This window comes from Acidimicrobiales bacterium (assembly GCA_035533595.1).
GTDB lineage: Bacteria > Actinomycetota > Acidimicrobiia > Acidimicrobiales > Bog-793 > DATLTN01.
The window spans coordinates 13,007-32,253 of the sequence record DATLTN010000063.1; the positions used below are offsets into that span (position 1 = coordinate 13,007).

Sequence of the window (19,247 nt, forward strand, 5' to 3'; positions counted from 1 at the left end):
CGCGCGCCCGCGCCTCGGGCCCGGCCGCGAGCGGCCCCTTGCGGCGGTGCGCCGCGGGCGGCATTGTCGGCGCGATGACGGCGGCTGCGGGCGACGGCGGCCGGCCGTGACCACGACGCGCACCGAGGCCGTCGAGCTCCTCGCGGCCGACCCGCCGCGCACCGCGCTCTTCGTCGACTTCGACGGCACGCTCGCGCCGATCGTCGCCGACCCGTCGCTGTCGGTCGCGCTCCCCGACACCGTCGCCACCCTCCGCCTGCTCGCGGGGCACCTGCACACGGTCGGGGTCGTCTCCGGACGCCCCGCGGCCTTCCTCCTGGAGCGCCTCGGCGGTGCCGGCGGGCTCCGCCTCTTCGGCCTCTACGGCTCCGAGGCCGTCGACGACGACGGGCGGGTCGCCGAGACGACGGCGCTCTCCAATGACCCGGCCGCGATCGCCGCCCTCGTGGCGCGGGCGCGCGCCGCCCTCCCCGCGGACGCGGTCGAGGACAAGGGGCGCTCGCTCGCCCTGCACTGGCGCCGTCACCCCCTCCTCGAGCCGACGATGCGCGGCCTCGCCGACGAGCTCGCCTCCGCCGCGGGGATGCGCGTGCACGAGGCGAAGATGTCCCTCGAGCTGCTGCCCGCGGGCGCCCCGAGCAAGGGCACCGTCGTGCGCGCGGTCGCCGCCGGGCTGTCGTGCGTCGCCTTCGCCGGCGACGACCTCGGGGACCTCGCCGCCTTCGACGCCCTCGACGAGCTCGCCGCGGCCGGCGCGGGGACGCTGCGCATCGCGGTCGCCGGCCCCGAGATGCCCGCCGCCCTCGCGGCGCGCGCCGATCTGCAGGTCGAGGGGCCCGCAGAGCTCGCCGCGCTCTTCGGCGAGCTCGCCCGGCGCCTCGCCCCTGCGCGGTGAGCGGCGGGGCGCCCGCGCGGTGAGCGGAGGGCGGCGGGGAACGGGCGCGGGAGAGCTCCTCTTCGCGCTCCGCAGCACCGTGGCGCTGTTCGCCGTCGGCCTCGTCCTCTGGCCGCTCGTCCTCGTCCTCCCCGGGGTGTCGCGCCGATGGTGGGTGCTGCACCGCGGGCTGCGGCTGATGGCCGCCGCGGGCGGCATCGGGCTCTCGATCGAGGGGCGGCCGCCGGAGGGCCCGGCCGTGCTCGTCCTCAACCACGAGAGCTACCTCGACGGGGCGATCCTCATCGCCGCCTCGCACCAGCCCCTCGAGATCGCCGTCGGCGCCGTCCTCGAGCACCAGAAGGTGCCCGGGCCCTTCCTCCGGCGGATCGGCTGCCTCTTCGTCGGGAGCGACGACGAGCCGGGGCGGTCACAGCTCGAGCGGCTGACGCGGGCTGCGGCGCGTGGCCACCTGGCGTTGTTTCCCGAGGGCCACCTCGTGCGCGAGGAGGCGCTCGGCCGCCTCCACCTCGGCGCCTTCGTCGCCGCGGCGAACGCCGGCGTGGCGGTGGTGCCGGCGGCGATCGTCGGCTCACGGCGGGTCCTCCCCCCGGGAGGGCGCCGCGCGCGACCGGGCGGGGTGACGCTGCGCTACGGGAGCGCGATCACCGCCGAGGGGAGCGGCTTCCGGGCAGCCCGCCGCCTCGCCGCTGCGGTCGAGGAGGCGCTCGGCGAGCTGCGCGGCCCGGTCGGCTCCTGATCGTCCTCAGCCGCCGGCCGTGGCGCGGCGGGCGTGGCCGATGACCACGTCGTGCCAGGGGCCGGGGGGGAGCGCCGCCGAGGCGGCCGCGAGGCGCGCGGCGCGCGGGGCGCGCTCGGCCGCCGGCATCGCGAGCGCCTCGCCGAGGGCGCGCGCCGTGCCGGAGACGTCGAAGGGGTTCACCGCGAGCGCGTCGGCGCCGAGCTCCTCGAAGGCGCCCGCTTGACGGGAGAGGACGAGCACGCCGTCGCGGCCGTTCACCACCGGGCCCTCCTTGGCGACGAGGTTCATCCCGTCGCGCACCGGGTTCACGAGCAGGACGTCGTAGCGGCGGAAGGCGGCGACGGTCGCCGGGAAGTCGTCGGCGATCTGCACCACGACCGGCGACCAGCCGGCGTTCCCGAAGCGCTCATTGATGCGCGCCGCCAGCTGCTCGGTCTCGGCCCGGTAGGCGAGGTAGTCGGCGAGGTCGGTCCGCGAGGCGTAGAGGCGGGCGACGAAGACGACCCCGCCGCGCAGCTGCGGGCGCTCGGCGAGCAGCTCCTCGTAGGCGAGGAAGCCGCGCAGCAGGTTCTTCGAGAGCTCGACGCGGTCGCTCCGCAGCAGCAGCTGGCGACCGTCGACGAGCTCGTCGAGGAGGCGTCCGCGGGCGAGGACCTCCTCGCTCTCCGCGAGGTGGCCGAAGGAGAGGGCATCGGTGCCGAGGGGGGCGACGAAGCTCTCCGCCGCGGCGCGGCCCGCGGCGCTGCGCGCGAAGCGCTCGCGCCAGCGCTCGGTGTGGAAGCCGCAGGCGCCGAAGGAGGAGAGGCCGTCGAGGAGCTCGGCGCGCACCACCTCGGGTAGCACCTCGAGCTCCTCGGGGGTGGCAAAGGGGGTGTGGCTGAAGTGGGCGGTCTTCAGGTCCGGGCGCGACCGCCGGAGGAAGGCCCCCACCAGGCAGAGGTGGTAGTCGTGGACGACGACCGTCGCCCCCTCGTCGGCGTGCGCCGCCGCGGCCTCGGCGAAGAGGCGGTTGAACTCGCGGTAGGCCTCGAAGGCCGCGGCGAAGTGGTGGTCAAGGAGGGGGCGGCGGGGCAGGTCGAACAGGCCGTGGTGCAGGTACCAGAGGAGCTGGTTGGAGACGACGCCGTAGGCGGCGCGGTGGAGGGCCTCCTCGACTTCGACGAGGGAGAGGTCGCAGCCGGCGATCGCCTCCGGGAGCCCCTCGCGCGCGGCGCGCCGCTCCCCCTCGCTCATCGCCGCCGCGACGAAGGTGCTGTCGCGGCCGTCGAGGGCGCGGGCGAGGCTCGGGGCGAGGCCGCCCGCGCCGGTGCCGACGGTGAGCGAGCCGTCGGGCGCGACGTTGATCGTCGCGGGGCCGCGGTTGGCGACGACGACGAGCTCGCTCAACGCGAGCCTCGCCTGGCGCGGGAGGGGTCCATCGCTGCATCTTCCCCCACGGCCCCTCCCCCCGGGGTCCAGCCTCCTTTGACGCACGTCGGCGCATCGTCCACAATGGCCACATCATCCAGAGCGGCTGAGGGACGGGCCCGTCGACGCCGCGGCAACCAGTGATCCGCATGCGCGGGTTGCAAGGTGCCAATGCCCGATCGATGAGGAGGGACCGTATGCCGCCGGTTGATGGACTCCGCTGCCGCGAGTGCGGCCGCAACTACCCCGCAGAGGCGATCCACGTCTGTGACTTCTGTTTCGGGCCGCTCGAGGTCGTTTACGACTACGACCAGCTGCGCGGCAAGGTCACGCACGAGTCGATCGCGGCGGGCCCGAACAGCATCTGGCGCTACGCGGCGCTCCTCCCCGTCGCCGGGGGGACGAGCATCGACCTCGGCGCCGGCTTCACGCCGCTCCTGCGCGCCGACCGCCTCGCCGCCGAGCTCGGCCTCGGGGAGCTGTGGCTGAAGGACGACACCCGCAACCCGACCGGCTCCTTCAAGGATCGGGTGGTCTCGGTCGCGCTCTCCAAGGCCCGCGAGCTCGGCCTCAAGGTCGCCGCCTGCGCCTCGACGGGCAACCTCGCGAACTCCGTGGCCGCGCACGCGGCGCGCGCCGGCATGGAGTCCTACGTCTTCATCCCGAAGTCCCTCGAGCAGGTAAAGATCGCGATGTCCGCGGTCTTTAACGGCCACCTCATCGCCGTCGAGGGCGACTACGACGACGTGAACCGCCTCTGCGCGGAGCTCGCGAGCGAGCACCCCGACTGGGCCTTCGTGAACGTGAACGTCCGCCCGTACTACTCGGAGGGATCGAAGACCCTCGCCTTTGAGGTCGCCGAGCAGCTCGGCTGGACCGCCCCCGACCACGTCGTCGTGCCGATCGCCTCGGGGAGCCAGCTCACCAAAATCCACAAGGGCTTCCACGAGCTCGGCGTGCTCGGCCTGATCGACGACGGCGACTCGGTGCGGATCTCGGGCGCGCAGGCCGAGGGCTGCTCGCCGGTCGCCACCGCCTTCGCCGAGGGGAGCGACACGATCCGCCCGGTGCGCCCCGACACGATCGCCAAGTCGCTCGCGATCGGGAACCCCGCCGACGGCTGGTACGCGCTCGACGTGGTGCGCAAGACCGGCGGCGCGATCGGCTCGGTGACCGACGCCGAGGTCCTCGACGGCATCCGGCTGCTCGCCCGCACCGAGGGGATCTTCGCCGAGACCGCGGGCGGCGTGACGGTCGCGACGCTCGCCAAGTTCGCCCAGTCCGGCGTCGTGCGCCGCGACGAGCGGGTCGTCGCCTTCATCACCGGGAACGGGCTGAAGACCGTGGAGGCGCTCGGCGACACCGTCGGCCCCTCGGCGGTGATCCCCGCCACCCTCGCCGCCTTCAACGAGCTGCAGCAACAGGAGCGCGCCTCATGAGCGTCACCGTCCGCATCCCGACCCAGCTGCGCCCGCTCACCGGTGGTGCCGGCGAGATCGCGCTCGAAGCGGCGACCGTGCGCGAGGCGATCGCCGCGCTCGAAGCCGAGCACGCCGGCATTGGCGAGCGCCTCCTCGACGAGCAGGGCCAGCTCCGGCGCTTCGTCAACCTCTTCGTGAACGACGAGGACGTGCGCTTCCTCTCCGGCCTCGACACCCCGCTCGCGGCCGGCCAGACCCTCTCGGTGGTCCCGGCCGTCGCCGGCGGCTGAAGCCCCCGCTCCTCCCCGCGCCTCGTCGGCGGGCCCTCGCACCGCTTGCGGCGCCTGCCGAAGCGTGGTTTGCTGTTAGCACTCGACTAGTTAGAGTGCTAACGCTCCGGATCCCAGGATCACGCCGCAGGACCGGGCCACAAGGAGGACGAAGATGCCGAAGTTGATCGCCTTTGACGAGCAGGCGCGTCGCGCGCTCGAGCGGGGGATGAACCAGCTCGTGGACGCCGTGAAGGTGACCCTCGGCCCGAAGGGCCGCAACGTGGTGCTCGAGCGCAAGTGGGGCGCCCCCACGATCACCAACGACGGGGTCTCGATCGCGAAGGAAGTCGAGCTCGAGGACCCCTACGAGAGGGTCGGCGCCGAGCTCGTGAAAGAGGTCGCGAAGAAGACCGACGACGTAGCCGGTGACGGCACGACGACCGCCACGGTGCTCGCCGGGGCGCTCGTGCGCGAGGGGCTGCGCAATGTGGCCGCCGGCGCCAACCCGATGTCGTTGAAGAAGGGCATCGAGGCGGCGGTCGAGGCGGCGACGGCGCATCTGAAGAAGCTCGCCGTGTCGGTGACCGACTCGAAGGACCAGATCTCCCAGGTGGCGGCGATCTCCGCCGCCGACCCCGAGATCGGGGCGATGATCGCCGAGGCGATCGACAAGGTCGGCAAGGACGGCGTGATCACCGTCGAGGAGTCCCAGACCTTCGGCATGGAGATGGACCTCGTCGAGGGGATGCGCTTCGACAAGGGCTACATCTCCCCCTACTTCGTGACTGACCCCGAGCGCATGGAGGCGGTCCTCGAGGACCCCTACGTGCTCCTCTTCGGCTCGAAGATCTCCGCCGTGCGGGACATGCTGCCGGTGCTCGAGAAGGTCATGCAGACCGGTAAGCCGCTCGTCATCATCGCTGAGGACGTGGAGGGCGAGGCCCTCGCGACGCTCGTCGTGAACAAGATCCGCGGCACCTTCCGCTCCGCGGCAGTGAAGGCCCCCGGCTTCGGGGAGCGTCGCAAGGCGATGCTCCAGGACATCGCGATCCTCACCGGCGGACAGGTGATCACCGAGGACGTCGGCCTGAAGCTCGAGAACGTCACGCTCGACCTCCTCGGCCGTGCGCGCAAGATCGTCATCACCAAGGACGAGACGACCGTGGTCGAGGGCGCCGGTGACGACAACGAGATCAAGGGCCGGATCAGCCAGATCAAGACCGAGATCGAGAACACCGACTCCGACTACGACCGCGAGAAGCTGCAGGAGCGCCTCGCCAAGCTCTCCGGCGGCGTCGCGGTGATCAAGGTCGGCGCGGCCACCGAGGTCGAGCTGAAGGAGAAGAAGCACCGCATCGAGGACGCCGTCTCGACGACCAAGGCGGCCATCGAGGAGGGCGTCGTCCCCGGCGGCGGCGTGGCCCTGCTGCGTGCGCAGAAGGCGATCATCGCCGCGGCCGACAAGCTCGAGGGCGACGAGGCGACCGGGGCGCGCATCGTGGCCCGCGCCGTCGAGGAGCCGTTGAAGCAGATCGCGATCAACGCCGGCCTCGAGGGTGGCGTCGTGATCGAGAAGGTCCGCAGCCTGAAGGACCCGGCCGAGGGGCTCAACGCGGCGACCGGCGAGTACGAGAACCTCGTCAAGGCAGGCGTGATCGACGCCGCGAAGGTCACCCGCTCGGCGCTGCAGAACGCGGCCTCCATCGCCGCGCTCTTCCTCACCACCGAGGCCCTCGTCGTCGACAAGCCCGAGGAGCACTCCTCGGCGCCGGCGATGCCGGGCGGCGGCATGGAGGACTTCTAGGCCAACCCGGGAGCGGCCTCCGCCGCACCCGAGCACGCACGTTCCGAGAACAACCCCCGCTTCGGCGGGGGTTGTTCTGTTCCGTGGTTCCCATCGGCCGGCGCACCGGCTCTGCGGCGGGGGGGCCGGCCGGCCGGCCGTAGTATCGGCCGCGTGAGCGACGCTGAGACCGAGAAGCCCGACGAACAGAGCTGGGCGGTGCTCCACCTCTTCGCCCCACTCGGCCCCGAGGCGCGCCGCGGCGAGATCGAGCTCGCGCTGAAGGAGTGCCAGAGCGCCGGGAGCCAGGTCGTCACGGTCGCGCTCCTCGGCCACAGGGCGGACCTCGGCCTGCTCGCGCTCGGCGAGGACGCCGCGACGCTGCGCCGCCTGCAGAGCGAGCTCCGGCGCGCCGGGGTGGCGCCGAGCTATTCCTACGTCTCGCGGACCGAGGTCTCGGAGTACGCGGCGGGCGCCCCCGCCGAGATGCGCGAGGCCCGGCTGCACCCGCGCCTGCCGCCCGAGGGGATGCCGGCCTTTTGCTTCTACCCGATGTCCAAGCGCCGCGAGGCCGGCGACAATTGGTACCGCCTGCCCTACGACGAGCGCCTCGCGCTGATGCACGGCCACGGCGCGGTGGGACGGACCTTCCGCGGGCGGGTCCTGCAGCTCGTGACGGGATCGACCGGCCTCGACGACTACGAGTGGGGCGTGACGCTCTTCGGGCGCAGCCCGGACGACCTGAAGGAGTGCGTCTACGAGATGCGCTTCGACGAGGCCTCCGCCCGCTACGCCGAGTTCGGCCCGTTCCTGAGCGGCACCGTCGGTGAGCCCGACGCGGTGCTCGACGCGCTCGGCTGCGCATGACCGTCGCCCTCGACCCCTCTCTCGCGGCGGCGCGGGCGCGCCTCGAGGGGGTCCTCGAGCGCCACGAGCGGCTGCTCGTCGCCTTCTCGGGGGGAGCCGACTCGGCCCTCCTCGCGCAGGTCGCGACCAGTCACCTCGGCGCCTCGCGGGTGCTCTGCGCGACCGCGGTCTCGCCCTCGCTCGCGGTCGAGGACGAGCACGAGTGTGCGCGCCTCGCCCGTGCCTGGGGGCTGCGCCACCTCGCGCTGCGCACGCACGAGGTCGAGAACCCCGCCTACCGGGAGAACACCCTCGACCGCTGCTACTTCTGCAAGGCGGAGCTGATGGACGTCCTCGGCGCCGCCGCCGAGCGCGAGGGGGCCGCGGTCGCCCTCGGCGTCAACCTCGACGACCTCGGCGAGCACCGCCCCGGCCAGGCCGCGGCGCGCGAGCGGGGGGCGGTCTTCCCCCTCGTCGAGGCGAGCCTGGACAAGGCGACGGTGCGCGCCCTGTCGCGCGCCATCGGCCTCGAGACCTGGGACAAGCCCGCCAACGCCTGCCTCTCCTCGCGGGTCCCTCACGGCACCCCCGTCACCGTCGGCGTGCTCTCCCAGGTCGCGCGCGCCGAGTCGGCGCTGCGGGCGCTCGGGTTTCGCGGCCTGCGGGTCCGCCACTACGGGGACGCCGCGCGCCTCGAGCTGCCGAGCGCGGACCTGCCGCGAGCGATCGAGCTGCGGGAGGAGATCGTCGACGCATTGCACGCCGTCGGCTACCGCTACGTGACCCTCGACCTTGAGGGCTTCCGCTCCGGCAACCTCGCCATGACGGCGCTCGCCGAGGAGTCGGAGACAAAGGAGCGACCATGAGCGTGCGCGTCCGCATCGTCTTCCCCGAGGACCTCGTCCGCGAGCCGGTCCTCGCCCGCCTCACCCGCCTCTACGACGTCGAGCCGAACATCCGGCGCGCCCAGGTGGAGGAGCGTTCGGGGTGGATCATCTGCGAGCTCGTCGGCGAGAGCGGCGCCGTCGAGGAGGCCATCGAGTGGCTGCGCTCGACGGGGATTCGCGTCGAGCCCCTCTCCGACGTCGTCGAGAGCTGACCGGCTCCGTCAGGAGCGCGGTGAGCCGCCGACCTGCCAGCCGGCGCTCGAGGTGCTGCGCGGCTCGTAGAAGAGACAGCCTTCCGGGCAGGCGAAGGGGACCGACTCGTTCGCCCCGAGCGCGCAGCGCTCGAGACGGTCGCCGCTGCGCACCGTCTGCATCACGTAGTGACGGCAGTCGTCGTGGACCGCCACGGTCAGCTCGACCGGTTGTTGCGCAGGTAGCGCTCGATCTCCTCGGCGAGGCCCTCCGCTGAGAGCTCGGAGTCGACGACCTGCTCCATCTCCTCGATGCGCGAGACGTAGGCGGCGACGTTCTCGTCCTCGGCGACCAGCTCGTCCATCTTCTCCTCGTAGTCCGAAGCGTCCCGCTCGAGCTCGTCGAGATCGACCTCCCGGCCAGCGAGGCGGGCGACGACCTGCACGAGGGCGAGCGAGGCCTTCGGTGAGACCGGGAGCGAGTAGCACGGCACGCTCGCCCACACCGAGATCGTCGGGATCCCGGCCTCGGCGAGCGCCGCGCTGAGCACGCCGACGATGCCCGTCGGCCCCTCGTAACGGCTCGTGGAGAGGTGGTAGCGCTCGGCGAGCACCGGATCGGCGGAGGAGGCGGTGACCGGCGTGGCCCGCGAGTGGGTGACCTCGCCGAGGTAGGCGCCGAGGGTGATCACCCGCTCGATCCCGATGCTGCGCGCGAGCTCGATCAGTGCCGCACAGTAGGTGCGCCACCGCAGCTGCGGCTCGGGGCCACGCAGGAGCACGATGTCGCGCGCGCCCTGCACGCCGGGGACAAGCGAGAAGGCGGTCGTCGGCCACACGATGCGCCGTGCACCCCCGTCGAGGAGCGCAGACTCGGGCCGCACCTCGGTGAAGTCGAAGAACTCATCCGGGTCGATCTCGGCGAGCGGCTCGGCCGCCCACCCGTCCGCGAGGTAGCTCGCCGCCGAGGAGGCGGCGTCGCCGGCGTCGTTCCAGCCCTCGAAGGCGGCAATGAGAATCGGTCGGTTGAGGGCGACCGTCGGCAGCGATTCGTCAGGCTCGTCGCGAGCGGCGCGACGGTCGAATGCCCGGAGCGCGCCCTCGAGCGCACGTCGCGCCGCTCGCTCGATCCGCCGTTGCACCATCGCGGCCACCTCCTGGTTTCGCCCTTCAGCCTACTGGCCGCCGAGGCCGCGCCGAAGACGCGCGCCGGCCCTCCGTGTCGATTCCCGCCACAGCCAGTGCTCGCCCGCTCGGCGGCGGGCGACCCAGTTACGCTGGGCAGATGGTCCAAGAAGAGCTGGTCGTGGAGGTACTCGAGGCGGCGAACGAGGGGCACGTGGCGGCGCTCGCGCAGCTGCTTCCCCAGCTCTCGAGTGCCCCGTCCCCCGACCTGATGGCTTTGCGCGAGATCGTCGGCAATCCCGACACCTGCCTGTTCGTCGCCCGACTCGGCGACCGCATCGTCGGCACCCTCACGCTGCAGACCTTCCGCCTCCTGACGGGCGTGCGCGCCTGGATCGAGGACGTCGTCGTCGACGAGGCGGCGCGGGGCCGGGGCGCAGGGAGCGCCCTCGTCGAGCGGGCGGTGGCCGTCGCCAGAGAGCGAGGTGCGGTGACCGTCGACCTGACGAGCCGGCCGAGCCGAGAAGCGGCGAACGCCCTCTACCGGCGCCTGGGCTTCTCCGAACGCGAGACGAACGTCTACAGAGTTTCGCTAGAGAACTAGTGCATGGGCCTTTTCGGCTCCATGCAGCAACCGTCTGCCGGTCTGCCGCCGCGTGTCCGGAGCGAGTCGGCTGGTACACCACTAGTACACCTCAGGTGTAGAGTTAGTACGTGAGCCGTACCCGCACGAACATCGAACTCGACGACTCCTTGATTGAGACAGTCATGGATCGTTACGCCGTTCATTCAAAAACTGAGGCGGTGGACCTTGCACTTCGCAATCTCGCCGGCCAGCCGATGACGCGGGAAGAAGCTCTTGCCATGCGCGGGGCGCGCGCTATCGAAGACACGGTCGCCGAAACAGCCCCGCGCTCGGCGCCGTGATCCTCGCGGACACCTCCGCGTGGGTGGAGTATGACCGAGCGACCGAAAGTCCCGCCGATCAGCGGTTGACCGAACTCATTGCGCGAGATGGAGCAGTCGCGGTCACCGAACCCGTCATCATGGAGGTTCTCGTTGGCGCGCGCGACGAGCGCCGCGAGCACGACCTCCGTCGGCTGCTGTTGCGATTCCACCTTTATCGGTTCGACTCGATTGTGGACTTCGATGGTGCTGTTCGCATCTATCGGAGGTGCAGGCAACAAGGCGTCACCCCGCGCGGACTCGTCGATTGCATGATTGCTGCGGTCGCGTGGCGGGAGGGTGCGAGCCTCTTGGCCCAAGACGTCGACCTTGTCCGAATCGCCAGTGTGATCGGCATCGAGCTCGACGCTGCGCCTCACCCTCTAGGTGGCTTCTAGCTTCCTCGGTAGACAAACGTCTATCGAAAAGCGCTCGGGACATAGGTGCATCTCGAGGCACTGCAACGACAAACTTCGCGCCATGGGAACCGGCGCCGTGTGGCACTCATGGGCAAACTGCCAGCGAGCTGGCCGTTTCGGCGGGTGACAAGGACGGCCTGGCGTCAGCGGCGGACGGGGTGCCCGTCGAGCCGCCGCGCGATTTCGCCAAGCTCGACGCGACCGCTCGCGACGTCCCAGACGAGTTGGAAAGCCTGGCCGTCGGATCGGACAGACTCGGGTCATAACCGTTGAGGTCGAGGAACACCATCGTCGCGAGCCAGCCGAGACGCTTGTTTCCGTCGACGAGGGGATGGTTGTTGGTGAGCGAATCCAGCATCGCAGCCGCCTTCAAATCGACCGAGCCGAACGCCACCGGCCCCTCGAACAGCGACTGCGTCGAGCAGACGAACTCCTACGCATGGGACCACGGTGACTACGCGGCCGAGATCGACACCAACTACCTCGGCCTCGTCGGCTCCGGGATCGCGCCGCTCGGCCTCGACGGCCCCGCCGCGAACGCCGGACCGAGCTCGGCCGGAGCGCTGAGCGGCCAGCAGACGGCACCCCAGAGCGGGACGACCGGAACCTGGGTGGACGAGGCCGACATCCGGCCCACGCTCATGTACCTCACCGACCTGAAGGACGACGACACCGAGGACGGGCGGGTGATCACCGAGGTGCTCGTTGAACTCGAGCGTCGGCGAGTTCGGGACCGCCACCCTCGAGGCGGCGACCAACGCCATCGAGGGCACGGGCACCGGGGACGCCACCTACTCCTCGCTCGACCAGCAGCTGAGCGCCCTCGAGCACGCGCGTGACGCCCTCGCGGGGCACATCAAAGACGAGCTCTTCCGCGCCGAGTTCGCGGGGCAGCACCTCTCGGACCCCCGTGCGCAGACCGCGTCCTGTGAGGCGCTGATCGGTGCCGCCGACCATCTGGCGATCACCAACTGAGCCCACCCGCAGCCTGCAGCGCCCCTGCCTCGCCCCCCGCGGGCGGGGCAGGTGTCTCCGGTGCCCGGTGGCGGCCGCCGCGCCTCGACTGGGCCGATGTCCCTCGTCGGACCTAGGATCGCGCCCGCGTCCGGGACGAGGAGGAGGAGCACGAGCGTGCCAGAGAGCGTGACGATCACCGACAACCGCACCGGACAGTCGATCGAGGTCCCGATCACCGACGGCGGGGTGAGCGCCGCGGAATGGTCCAAGCTCCTCCCCGGGATCTGGTTCTACGACCCGGCCTTCGGCGCGACCGCCGAGTGCGAGTCGGCGATCACCTACATCGACGGCGACGAGGGCATCCTCCGCTATCGCGGGTACCCGATCGAGCAGCTGGCCGAGCAGTCCTCCTACCTCGAGGTCTCCTACCTGCTGCTGAACGGCGAGCTCCCGAACAAGCAGCAGTACGAGGCGTGGGTGGACGAGATCACCCGCCACACCTTCATCCACGAGAACGTGCGCAAGCGCTTCCTCGACGGCTTCCACTACGACGCCCACCCGATGGGGATGCTCGTCTCGGCCGTCGGCGCGCTCTCGACCTTCTACCCCGAGGCGAAGGACATCTTCGACCCCGCGAACCGCCACAGCCAGATCGTCCGGCTGGTGTCCAAGATGCCGACCCTCGCCGCCGCCGCGCACCGCTTCAGCGTCGGGATGCCCTTCGTCTACCCCGACAACTCACTGTCGTTCGCAGAGAACTTCCTGTCGATGATGTGGAAGGTGGCCGAGCCCCGCTACGAGGCCGACCCGCGCCTCGCCAAGGCGATCGACGTGCTTTTCATGCTGCACGCCGACCACGAGCAGAACTGCTCGACGACGGCGATGCGCGTCGTCGGCTCGAGCCACGCCGACCCCTATTCCTCGACCGCCGCCGCCTGCGCCGCCCTCTACGGCCCGCGCCACGGCGGGGCGAACGAGGAAGTGCTGAACATGCTGAACGAGATCGGCTCGATCGAGAACGTGCCGGACTTCGTGAAGTCGGTGAAGGAGGGCAAGGGCCTGCTCTTCGGCTTCGGCCACCGCGTCTACAAGAACTACGACCCGCGGGCGAAGATCGTCCAGAAGATCGCCTACGACGTCTTCGAGGTCACCGGCAAGAGCCCGCTCCTCGACATCGCGCTGAAGCTCGAGGAGGTAGCGCTCGCCGACGAGTACTTCATCAGCCGTCGCCTCTACCCGAACGTCGACTTCTACTCCGGGATCATCTACCAGGCGATGGGCTTCCCGACGGCGATGTTCACCGTGCTCTTCGCGATCGCCCGTACCTCGGGCTGGCTCGCCCACTGGCAGGAGTCGCTCGACAACAAGGCGCGCATCGCCCGCCCCCGCCAGCTCTACACCGGGGCCGAGGAGCGGGACTTCGTCCCGATGATGAAGCGCAGTTGAGATCGTTGGCGCCGATGCTCGGGATGCGCTAAACAGATACCGCTTCTTACGGGGTCTGGGGGATCCGGGAACAGCCCGCCGGCGACGGCGGGCTGTTCCGCGTCAGGGGGTCGGAACACCCCGGCGGGCGCGGGCCACGGTGAAACAGGCGACCGCCGCGGCCGCGGCGGCGTTCAGGGACTCGAGCGGACCGAGGAGCGGGATCCGCGCCCGCACGTCGCAGCGCTGGCGGACGAGGGGCGCGAGGCCCCTCCCCTCGGCGCCGACGACGAGCGCCACCGGCTCGGCGAGCAGCTCGACTTCGTCCAAGACCCGCTCCCCCTCCCCGTCGAGGGCGACCGACCAGACGCCGTGACGCGAGAGGGTGCCGAGCGCCGCGGCGATCCCGCCGACGAGGGCGATCGGCAGGTGCTCGACCGCCCCGGCCGCCGCCTTCGCGACGCTCGGTGTCACCCTCGCCGCCCGCTGGCGGGCGACGACCGCGCCCGTCGCCCCGGCCGACAGCGCGCTGCGGAGCGCCGCCCCGAAGTTCTGCGGATCGGTGAGCTCGTCGAAGACGAGGAGGAAGGGCGGGCGCCCGTCGGCTCCGGCGGAGGCGAGGTCGGCGAGGGGGACGGCGCGCAGCGGCTCCGCACGGGCGATGACCCCCTGGGGGACCTCGCTCTGGGCGCGTGCCTGCAGCTCCTCGGGGGTGAGTCTGCGCACCGGCACCCGCCGCAGGCGGGCGAGCTCAAGGATCTCGTCCAGCGGCGCGGTCTCGCTGCGCCCGGCGGCGACGGCCACCTCGCGCACCACCCGGCGCCCGGCGCGCAGCAGCTCGCGGACCGCCCACAGCCCCTCCACCTGGACACCGCCGAGGTCCTCCTCCCGCTCGGGGCGCGGGCGCCCCGGCGGGTTCAGCGCTCGAGGAGGGCGATGGCGAAGCATGCGAGGCCCTCCACTCGGCCGAGGGCGCCGAGGCCCTCCGGGCGGGTCGCCTTCACGTGCACCGGCCCACCGGCGGCGGCCGAGAGGTGCACCGCCATCTCCTCGCGGTGCGGCGCGACGCGCGGCCGCTCCCCGAGGACGGTGCAGTCGGCGTTCACGAGCCGCCACCCCTCCGCCGCGCAGCGTCGCGCCGCCTCGGCGAGGAGGGCGAGCGAGTCAGCGCCCGCGTAGGCGGGATCGTTGTCGGGGAAGTGCGATCCGATGTCGCCGAGGCCGGCGGCGCCGAAGAGCGCGTCGGTGAGGGCGTGCGCGAGGGCGTCCGCGTCGGAGTGGCCGACGAGCGGCCGCTCCCCCGCGAGCTCGACCCCGCCGAGGACGAGCGGGCGGGCGGGGTCGTCGCCCTCCTCGGCGAAGCGGTGGAAGTCGAGGCCCTGGCCGATGCGCAGCTCGCTCATCCGGTCACCCTCCCGAGCAGCGCCGCGGCGCGCTCCAGGTCCTCGGGGACGGTGAGCTTGGTGTTGGTCGCCTCCCCGGCGACGACCTTCACGGTCGCGCCGATCGCCTCCAAGAGCGCGGCGTCGTCGGTCGCGTCGAGGCCCGAGGCGTGCGCCTTGCGGAGCACCTCGGCGCGGAAGGCCTGCGGCGTCTGCACGGTCACGAGCTCGGCGCGCGGCAGGGTCTCGGTGACGGTGTCGCCGGCGACCCGCTTAACGGTGTCAGCGGGGGTGAGGCCCGGGACGGCGCCGTCGACCCCCTCGCCGAGCGCGGCGAGCACCGCGGCGAACAGCGCCGGGGTGGCGAGGGGGCGGGCAGCGTCGTGGACGAGGATGAAGGCCGCCTCGTCGGGGACGCGGGCGAGGCCGGCGCGCACCGAGTCGGCGCGGGTGGCCCCTCCAGCGGCGAGGGCGTCGGCGAGCCCGGCGAGGGCCGGGTCCTCGACACGGTCGGGGGGCACGACGAGGACGACGCCGGCGGCGACGCTGCGCGCCGCGTCGAGCGACCACTCGAGGACGCTCCGCCCGGCGAGGGGGGCGAACTGCTTCTGTGCGCCGAAGCGCCGCCCTTCACCGGCGGCGACGACGATGGCCCAGACGGCGGTGGCCGCCACGACCTAGGGAAGGGCGGCGTTCAGCCGCTCCTCGGCCTCCTCCTCGCTCACCCCGATGGCGAAGGTGAGCTCGGAGACGAGGATCTGCCGGGCGCGGTTCAGCATCCGCTTCTCGCCCGCGGAGAGGCCCTTGTCCTTGTCGCGGATCGAGAGGTTCCGGACGACCTCGGCGACCTGGTAGATGTCGCCGGACTTCAGCTTCTCGACGTGGTTCTTGTAACGACGGGACCAGTTGGTCGGCATCCGCGCCTCCTTCTTGCGGAGCACGGCGAACACCTCCTCGACCTCTTCGTCGTTGATGACCTCGCGCAGCCCCACCTCGTCGGTGTTGTCGGCCGGGACCATCAGGGTGAGGTCCCCATAGGCGAGGCGGAGCACGAGGTACTCGCGCTCCTCACCGAAGGCCTGCCGCACTTCGCGGCGCTCGACGACTGCCGCGCCATGGTGGGGATAGACGACTTTGTCGCCGACGTCGAACACGCAGAGGCTCCTCAGATGGGCCGGTGTGGCAGCGCCGGGCGGCGCGCCGTCTAGGGATTCCGGCCCCTCATTGTACCGGTGCTGGCCCCACCTCCCGGATGTGCGCCACCGGAGGGGCTGCGCAGCGCGGCGCAAGGCGCGGGACTGTGAGCCCGGGGACCTTCGCGCGGTCGTCGCAGCGGCGGAGGCGAGTGTCGCCTCGGCGTACCGCAGCGTCGTGCAGCGCGCCGCCTCCCCGGCCGAGAAGGGCCATCCCGGGCGGCCCGGCCTCTCGGTCGAGCCGGCGAGCGAAGGGCTTCACCGCGACGTGGGGCCGGCTCGGTGGCCTTGGGCAGTATGGTCTAGACCACTATGCCCACAATCTCCACTCCCGGCGACACCCCGCCGGAGCCTGCTCACCTGCGCATTCTCCGCGCGTTGCGCACCGCCCTCGGCGAAGGGCACTACCCGATCGGCGAGCGGCTGCCGCCGGAGCGGGAGCTCGCGGCGAGCTTCGGGGTGAGCCGCATGACGCTGCGGCAGGCGCTCGCGACACTCGAGGACGAGGGCGCGCTGCTGCGCCGCACCGGGCGGGGCGGGGGGAACTTCGTCGTCGATCCCCCGCTCGAGCTGCACGGCCTGCCCGCCCTCTCCGAGCAGCTGCGCGGCCTCGCGCTGCGCGCCGGGACGCGCGTCGTCGAGGCGGTGGAGCGCCCCGCGGCTCCCGGTGAGGTCGCGACCCTCGGTGACGGCCCCGTCCTCGCGCTGCGCCGCCTGCGCTACGCGAACGGGAGGGTGCTCGGCCTCGAGCAGGCGGTGCTCCCCGCGGAGCCCTACCCCGGGCTCCTCTCCCACCCCCTCGCGGGCTCGCTCCACGAGCTGATCTGCCGCGAGTACTCGGCGGTGCCGGTCCGCGCCGTCGAGCACCTCGAGCCCACCGTCGCGCGCCCCACCGAGGCCGCCCTCCTTGAGACCGCTCCCGGCGCGCCCCTGCTCCTCGTCCGCCGCGTCGCCCACGGCGCCGACGGCCGGGCGCTCGAGTACTCCCACGACCTCTACCGCGGCGATCGGCTGCGCGTCACCTGGAGCTCGCAGCTCCCCGTCGCCGGGCGTGCAAGAGGGCCGGCACAAGCCGGCCCTCTTGCGGGAATGCGGTGATCGGAAAACGGCGCCTCAGCTCAGGCGTCGGCTCCCGTGTCGGCGAACTCCACCGGCGGTGGCTCGACGTCCTGCATCGAGCGGAAGACGACCTCCTCGCCCTCGACGTCGACGATGATCGTCTCGCCGACGCGGAACTCCTTCCAGAGGATCTTCTCCGAGAGGGGGTCCTCGACGAGCTGCTGCAGCGCACGGCGCAACGGCCGCGCCCCGAGCGTCGGCTCGTAGCCCTTCTTGGCGATGAACTGCTTGGCGTCGAGGGTCAGCTCGAGGCCGATGCCCTGCGCCTCGAGCTGCTCGCGGATCCGCTTGATCATCAGGTCGACGATCTGCACGACCTCGGTGAGCTCCAGCTCGTGGAAGACGATCACCTCGTCGATGCGGTTCAGGAACTCGGGGCGGAAGTGCGCCTTCAGCGCCTCGTGCACCTTCTCCTTCATCCGCTCGTAGGTCACGGCGTCGTCGGACTTCGAGAAGCCGATGTTCGCCTTGCGAAGGTCGGCGGTCCCGAGGTTCGAGGTCATGATCAGCACGGTGTTCTTGAAGTCGACCGTGCGCCCCTGCGCGTCGGTGAGGCGGCCGTCCTCGAGGATCTGCAGGAGGGCGTTGAAGACGTCGGGGTGCGCCTTCTCGATCTCGTCGAAGAGGACGACGGAGAAGGGCTTACGGCGGACGGCCTCGGTGAGCTGCCCGCCCTCCTCGTAGCCGACGTAGCCGGGAGGCGAGCCGACGAGGCGGCTCACCGTGTGCTTCTCCATGTACTCCGACATGTCGAGCTGGATGAGCGAGCTCTCGTCGCCGAAGAGGAACTCGGCGAGGGACTTCGCGAGCTCGGTCTTCCCGACTCCAGTCGGCCCGAGGAAGATGAAGGACCCCGAGGGGCGCTTCGGGTCCTTGAGGCCGGCGCGCGTCCTGCGGATCGCCCGCGAGAGCGCCTTGATCGCGTCCTCCTGGCCGATGATCCGCTTGTGGAGCTCGTCCTCCATGCGCAACAGCTTGGCCGTCTCCTCCTCGGTGAGCTTGTAGACGGGGATGCCCGTCCAGTTCGCCAGCACCTCGGCGATCACGTCCTCGTCGACGACGTCGAAGAGGTCGACCCCCTCCGAGCGCCACTCCTGCTCGAGGGCGGTCTTGCGTTCGAGCTTCACCTGCTCCTGGTCGGCGAGCTTCTTCGCCTGCTCGAAGTTCTGCCGCTCGAGGGCCGCGTCGCGCTCGAGGCGGATGCGGGTGAGGTCCTCCTCGATCTGCTTGTACTCCGGGGGCGTCGCCATCCGGCGGATGCGCAGGCGGCTGCCGGCCTCGTCGATGAGGTCGATCGCCTTGTCGGGGAGGTAGCGGTCCGAGATGTAGCGGTCCGCGAGGTTCGCCGCGGCGACGAGCGCCTGGTCGGTGATCGTCACCTGGTGGTGCTGTTCGTAGCGGTCGCGCAGCCCCTTCAAGATGTCGATCGTGTGCGCGAGCGAGGGCTCCTCCACCTTGATCGGCTGGAAGCGCCGCTCGAGGGCGGCGTCCTTCTCGAGGTGCTTGCGGTACTCGTCGAGGGTGGTCGCCCCGATCGTCTGCAGCTCGCCGCGGGCGAGCATCGGCTTCAGGATCGAGGCGGCGTCGATCGCGCCCTCGGCGGCGCCGGCACCGACGAGGGTGTGCAGCTCGTCGATGAACAAGATGGTGTCGCCGCGGGTGCGGATCTCCTTCAGCACCTTCTTCAGGCGCTCTTCGAAGTCACCGCGGTAGCGGCTGCCGGCGACGAGGGCGCCGAGGTCGAGGGTGTAGAGCTGCTTGCCCTTCAGCGTCTCGGGGACGTCGTCAGCGACGATCTGCTGGGAGAGGCCCTCGACGATCGCCGTCTTGCCGACGCCGGGCTCGCCGATCAGCACCGGGTTGTTCTTCGTCCGCCGCGAGAGGACCTGCATCAGCCGCTCGATCTCGCGATCGCGGCCGATCACCGGGTCGAGCTTGTGCTCGCGGGCGAGCTGGGTGAGGTTGCGGCCGAACTGGTCGAGGACGGGCGAGCCCGACGGCGCCTGCTCGGTCGAGGAGGAGGAACCGCTCTGCTGGCCCTGCCCCTCGCGGCCCTGGTAGCCGGAGAGGAGCTGGATCACCTGCTGGCGGACGCGCGGCAGGTCGGCGCCGAGGCTCTGCAGCACCTGCGCGGCGACGCCCTCGCCCTCGCGCACGAGGCCGAGGAGCATGTGCTCGGTGCCGATGTAGTTGTGGCCGAGCTGCAGCGCCTCGCGCAGCGACAGCTCGAGGACCTTC

At 71.7% G+C, this 19,247-nt stretch carries 23 protein-coding genes and 1 riboswitch; of the genes, 14 read left to right on the forward strand and 9 right to left on the reverse strand.

The genetic code is table 11. From position 1 onward, the window contains the following. Positions 1 to 106: 106 nt before the first annotated feature. Together otsB and VNF07_12030 are read left to right on the forward strand one after the other, a co-directional pair. Positions 107 to 895 (forward strand): trehalose-phosphatase, encoded by a 789-nt coding sequence (gene otsB / locus VNF07_12025; protein ID HVB06963.1) that lies wholly within the window; start codon positions 107 to 109, stop codon positions 893 to 895. Positions 896 to 914: 19 nt separating this feature from the next. Next, positions 915 to 1,634, forward strand: coding sequence for a lysophospholipid acyltransferase family protein (locus VNF07_12030; GenBank protein ID HVB06964.1), 720 nt, complete (start codon positions 915 to 917; stop codon positions 1,632 to 1,634). Between the two features lie 6 nt (positions 1,635 to 1,640). On the opposite strand, the gene VNF07_12035 is transcribed toward VNF07_12030, so the two are convergent. Next, on the reverse strand, positions 1,641 to 3,023 hold the full coding sequence (locus VNF07_12035; GenBank protein ID HVB06965.1) for a trehalose-6-phosphate synthase: 1,383 nt from the start codon (positions 3,021 to 3,023) through the stop codon (positions 1,641 to 1,643). Between the two features lie 111 nt (positions 3,024 to 3,134). Continuing rightward, a riboswitch (SAM riboswitch) is annotated at positions 3,135 to 3,233 on the forward strand. 8 nt (positions 3,234 to 3,241) lie between these two features. On the opposite strand from VNF07_12035, the gene thrC reads away from it, so the two are divergent. From thrC to VNF07_12065, 6 genes are all read left to right on the forward strand, one after another. After that, positions 3,242 to 4,483, forward strand: coding sequence for a threonine synthase (gene thrC, locus VNF07_12040; GenBank protein HVB06966.1), 1,242 nt, complete (start codon positions 3,242 to 3,244; stop codon positions 4,481 to 4,483). Continuing rightward, the gene (locus tag VNF07_12045; protein HVB06967.1) at positions 4,480 to 4,755 is read left to right on the forward strand and encodes a MoaD/ThiS family protein; all 276 of its coding nucleotides are present in this window, start codon (positions 4,480 to 4,482) and stop codon (positions 4,753 to 4,755) included. Before thrC ends, VNF07_12045 begins: the two co-directional genes overlap by 4 nt. 154 nt (positions 4,756 to 4,909) lie before the next feature. Next, entirely contained in the window at positions 4,910 to 6,541 is a 1,632-nt protein-coding gene (groL, locus tag VNF07_12050; protein ID HVB06968.1) for a chaperonin GroEL, read from the forward strand. Positions 6,542 to 6,694: 153 nt separating this feature from the next. Continuing rightward, positions 6,695 to 7,387: a chlorite dismutase family protein gene (locus VNF07_12055; GenBank protein HVB06969.1), complete on the forward strand. Its 693-nt coding sequence runs from the start codon at positions 6,695 to 6,697 to the stop codon at positions 7,385 to 7,387. Then, on the forward strand, positions 7,384 to 8,232 hold the full coding sequence (gene larE, locus VNF07_12060) for an ATP-dependent sacrificial sulfur transferase LarE (GenBank protein HVB06970.1): 849 nt from the start codon (positions 7,384 to 7,386) through the stop codon (positions 8,230 to 8,232). Before VNF07_12055 ends, larE begins: the two co-directional genes overlap by 4 nt. Continuing rightward, complete coding sequence (locus VNF07_12065; GenBank protein ID HVB06971.1) at positions 8,229 to 8,465, forward strand: NIL domain-containing protein; 237 nt, start codon at positions 8,229 to 8,231, stop codon at positions 8,463 to 8,465. Before larE ends, VNF07_12065 begins: the two co-directional genes overlap by 4 nt. Before the next feature lie 9 nt (positions 8,466 to 8,474). Here VNF07_12065 and VNF07_12070 read toward each other — a convergent pair whose 3' ends face one another. Both VNF07_12070 and VNF07_12075 read right to left on the reverse strand, forming a co-directional pair. Further along, positions 8,475 to 8,660, reverse strand: coding sequence for a hypothetical protein (locus VNF07_12070; GenBank protein ID HVB06972.1), 186 nt, complete (start codon positions 8,658 to 8,660; stop codon positions 8,475 to 8,477). Between the two features lie 2 nt (positions 8,661 to 8,662). Continuing rightward, on the reverse strand, positions 8,663 to 9,589 hold the full coding sequence (locus VNF07_12075; GenBank protein ID HVB06973.1) for a PAC2 family protein: 927 nt from the start codon (positions 9,587 to 9,589) through the stop codon (positions 8,663 to 8,665). 140 nt (positions 9,590 to 9,729) lie between these two features. On the opposite strand from VNF07_12075, the gene VNF07_12080 reads away from it, so the two are divergent. The 3 genes from VNF07_12080 (at position 9,730) to VNF07_12090 (ending at position 10,912) form a co-directional block, all read left to right on the forward strand. Further along, positions 9,730 to 10,173, forward strand: a complete 444-nt coding sequence (locus tag VNF07_12080; protein HVB06974.1) for a GNAT family N-acetyltransferase — start codon at positions 9,730 to 9,732, stop codon at positions 10,171 to 10,173. 110 nt (positions 10,174 to 10,283) lie between these two features. After that, on the forward strand, positions 10,284 to 10,496 hold the full coding sequence (locus VNF07_12085; protein HVB06975.1) for a type II toxin-antitoxin system VapB family antitoxin: 213 nt from the start codon (positions 10,284 to 10,286) through the stop codon (positions 10,494 to 10,496). Next, positions 10,493 to 10,912, forward strand: coding sequence for a PIN domain nuclease (locus tag VNF07_12090; GenBank protein HVB06976.1), 420 nt, complete (start codon positions 10,493 to 10,495; stop codon positions 10,910 to 10,912). Before VNF07_12085 ends, VNF07_12090 begins: the two co-directional genes overlap by 4 nt. Before the next feature lie 106 nt (positions 10,913 to 11,018). Here VNF07_12090 and VNF07_12095 read toward each other — a convergent pair whose 3' ends face one another. Further along, complete coding sequence (locus tag VNF07_12095; GenBank protein ID HVB06977.1) at positions 11,019 to 11,327, reverse strand: Fic family protein; 309 nt, start codon at positions 11,325 to 11,327, stop codon at positions 11,019 to 11,021. 311 nt (positions 11,328 to 11,638) lie between these two features. On the opposite strand from VNF07_12095, the gene VNF07_12100 reads away from it, so the two are divergent. Next, on the forward strand, positions 11,639 to 11,908 hold the full coding sequence (locus tag VNF07_12100) for a hypothetical protein (protein HVB06978.1): 270 nt from the start codon (positions 11,639 to 11,641) through the stop codon (positions 11,906 to 11,908). A gap of 156 nt (positions 11,909 to 12,064) precedes the next feature. After that, complete coding sequence (locus VNF07_12105; protein HVB06979.1) at positions 12,065 to 13,336, forward strand: citrate synthase; 1,272 nt, start codon at positions 12,065 to 12,067, stop codon at positions 13,334 to 13,336. 102 nt (positions 13,337 to 13,438) lie between these two features. Here VNF07_12105 and rlmB read toward each other — a convergent pair whose 3' ends face one another. Genes rlmB through VNF07_12125 form a run of 4 tightly spaced genes read right to left on the reverse strand, consistent with a single transcriptional unit; the run spans position 13,439 to position 15,851 of the window. After that, a complete protein-coding gene (rlmB, locus tag VNF07_12110) occupies positions 13,439 to 14,263 on the reverse strand; it encodes a 23S rRNA (guanosine(2251)-2'-O)-methyltransferase RlmB (GenBank protein HVB06980.1) in 825 nt (274 codons plus the stop codon). Next, positions 14,233 to 14,718 carry a 2-C-methyl-D-erythritol 2,4-cyclodiphosphate synthase gene (gene ispF, locus VNF07_12115; GenBank protein HVB06981.1) on the reverse strand — a complete coding sequence of 162 codons (486 nt, stop codon included), beginning with the start codon at positions 14,716 to 14,718 and terminating at the stop codon, positions 14,233 to 14,235. The genes rlmB and ispF overlap by 31 nt, the downstream gene beginning before the upstream one ends. Further along, positions 14,715 to 15,371, reverse strand: a complete 657-nt coding sequence (gene ispD, locus VNF07_12120; protein HVB06982.1) for a 2-C-methyl-D-erythritol 4-phosphate cytidylyltransferase — start codon at positions 15,369 to 15,371, stop codon at positions 14,715 to 14,717. The genes ispF and ispD overlap by 4 nt, the downstream gene beginning before the upstream one ends. 3 nt (positions 15,372 to 15,374) lie before the next feature. Beyond that, positions 15,375 to 15,851 (reverse strand): CarD family transcriptional regulator, encoded by a 477-nt coding sequence (locus VNF07_12125; GenBank protein ID HVB06983.1) that lies wholly within the window; start codon positions 15,849 to 15,851, stop codon positions 15,375 to 15,377. Between the two features lie 351 nt (positions 15,852 to 16,202). Between VNF07_12125 and VNF07_12130 the strand changes: the two genes are divergently transcribed. After that, complete coding sequence (locus tag VNF07_12130) at positions 16,203 to 16,988, forward strand: GntR family transcriptional regulator (GenBank protein HVB06984.1); 786 nt, start codon at positions 16,203 to 16,205, stop codon at positions 16,986 to 16,988. Between the two features lie 20 nt (positions 16,989 to 17,008). Here the strand turns inward: VNF07_12130 and VNF07_12135 are convergent. Then, positions 17,009 to 19,247, reverse strand: a 2,239-nt coding sequence (locus VNF07_12135) for an ATP-dependent Clp protease ATP-binding subunit (GenBank protein HVB06985.1), incomplete at its 5' end; no start/stop codon positions are given.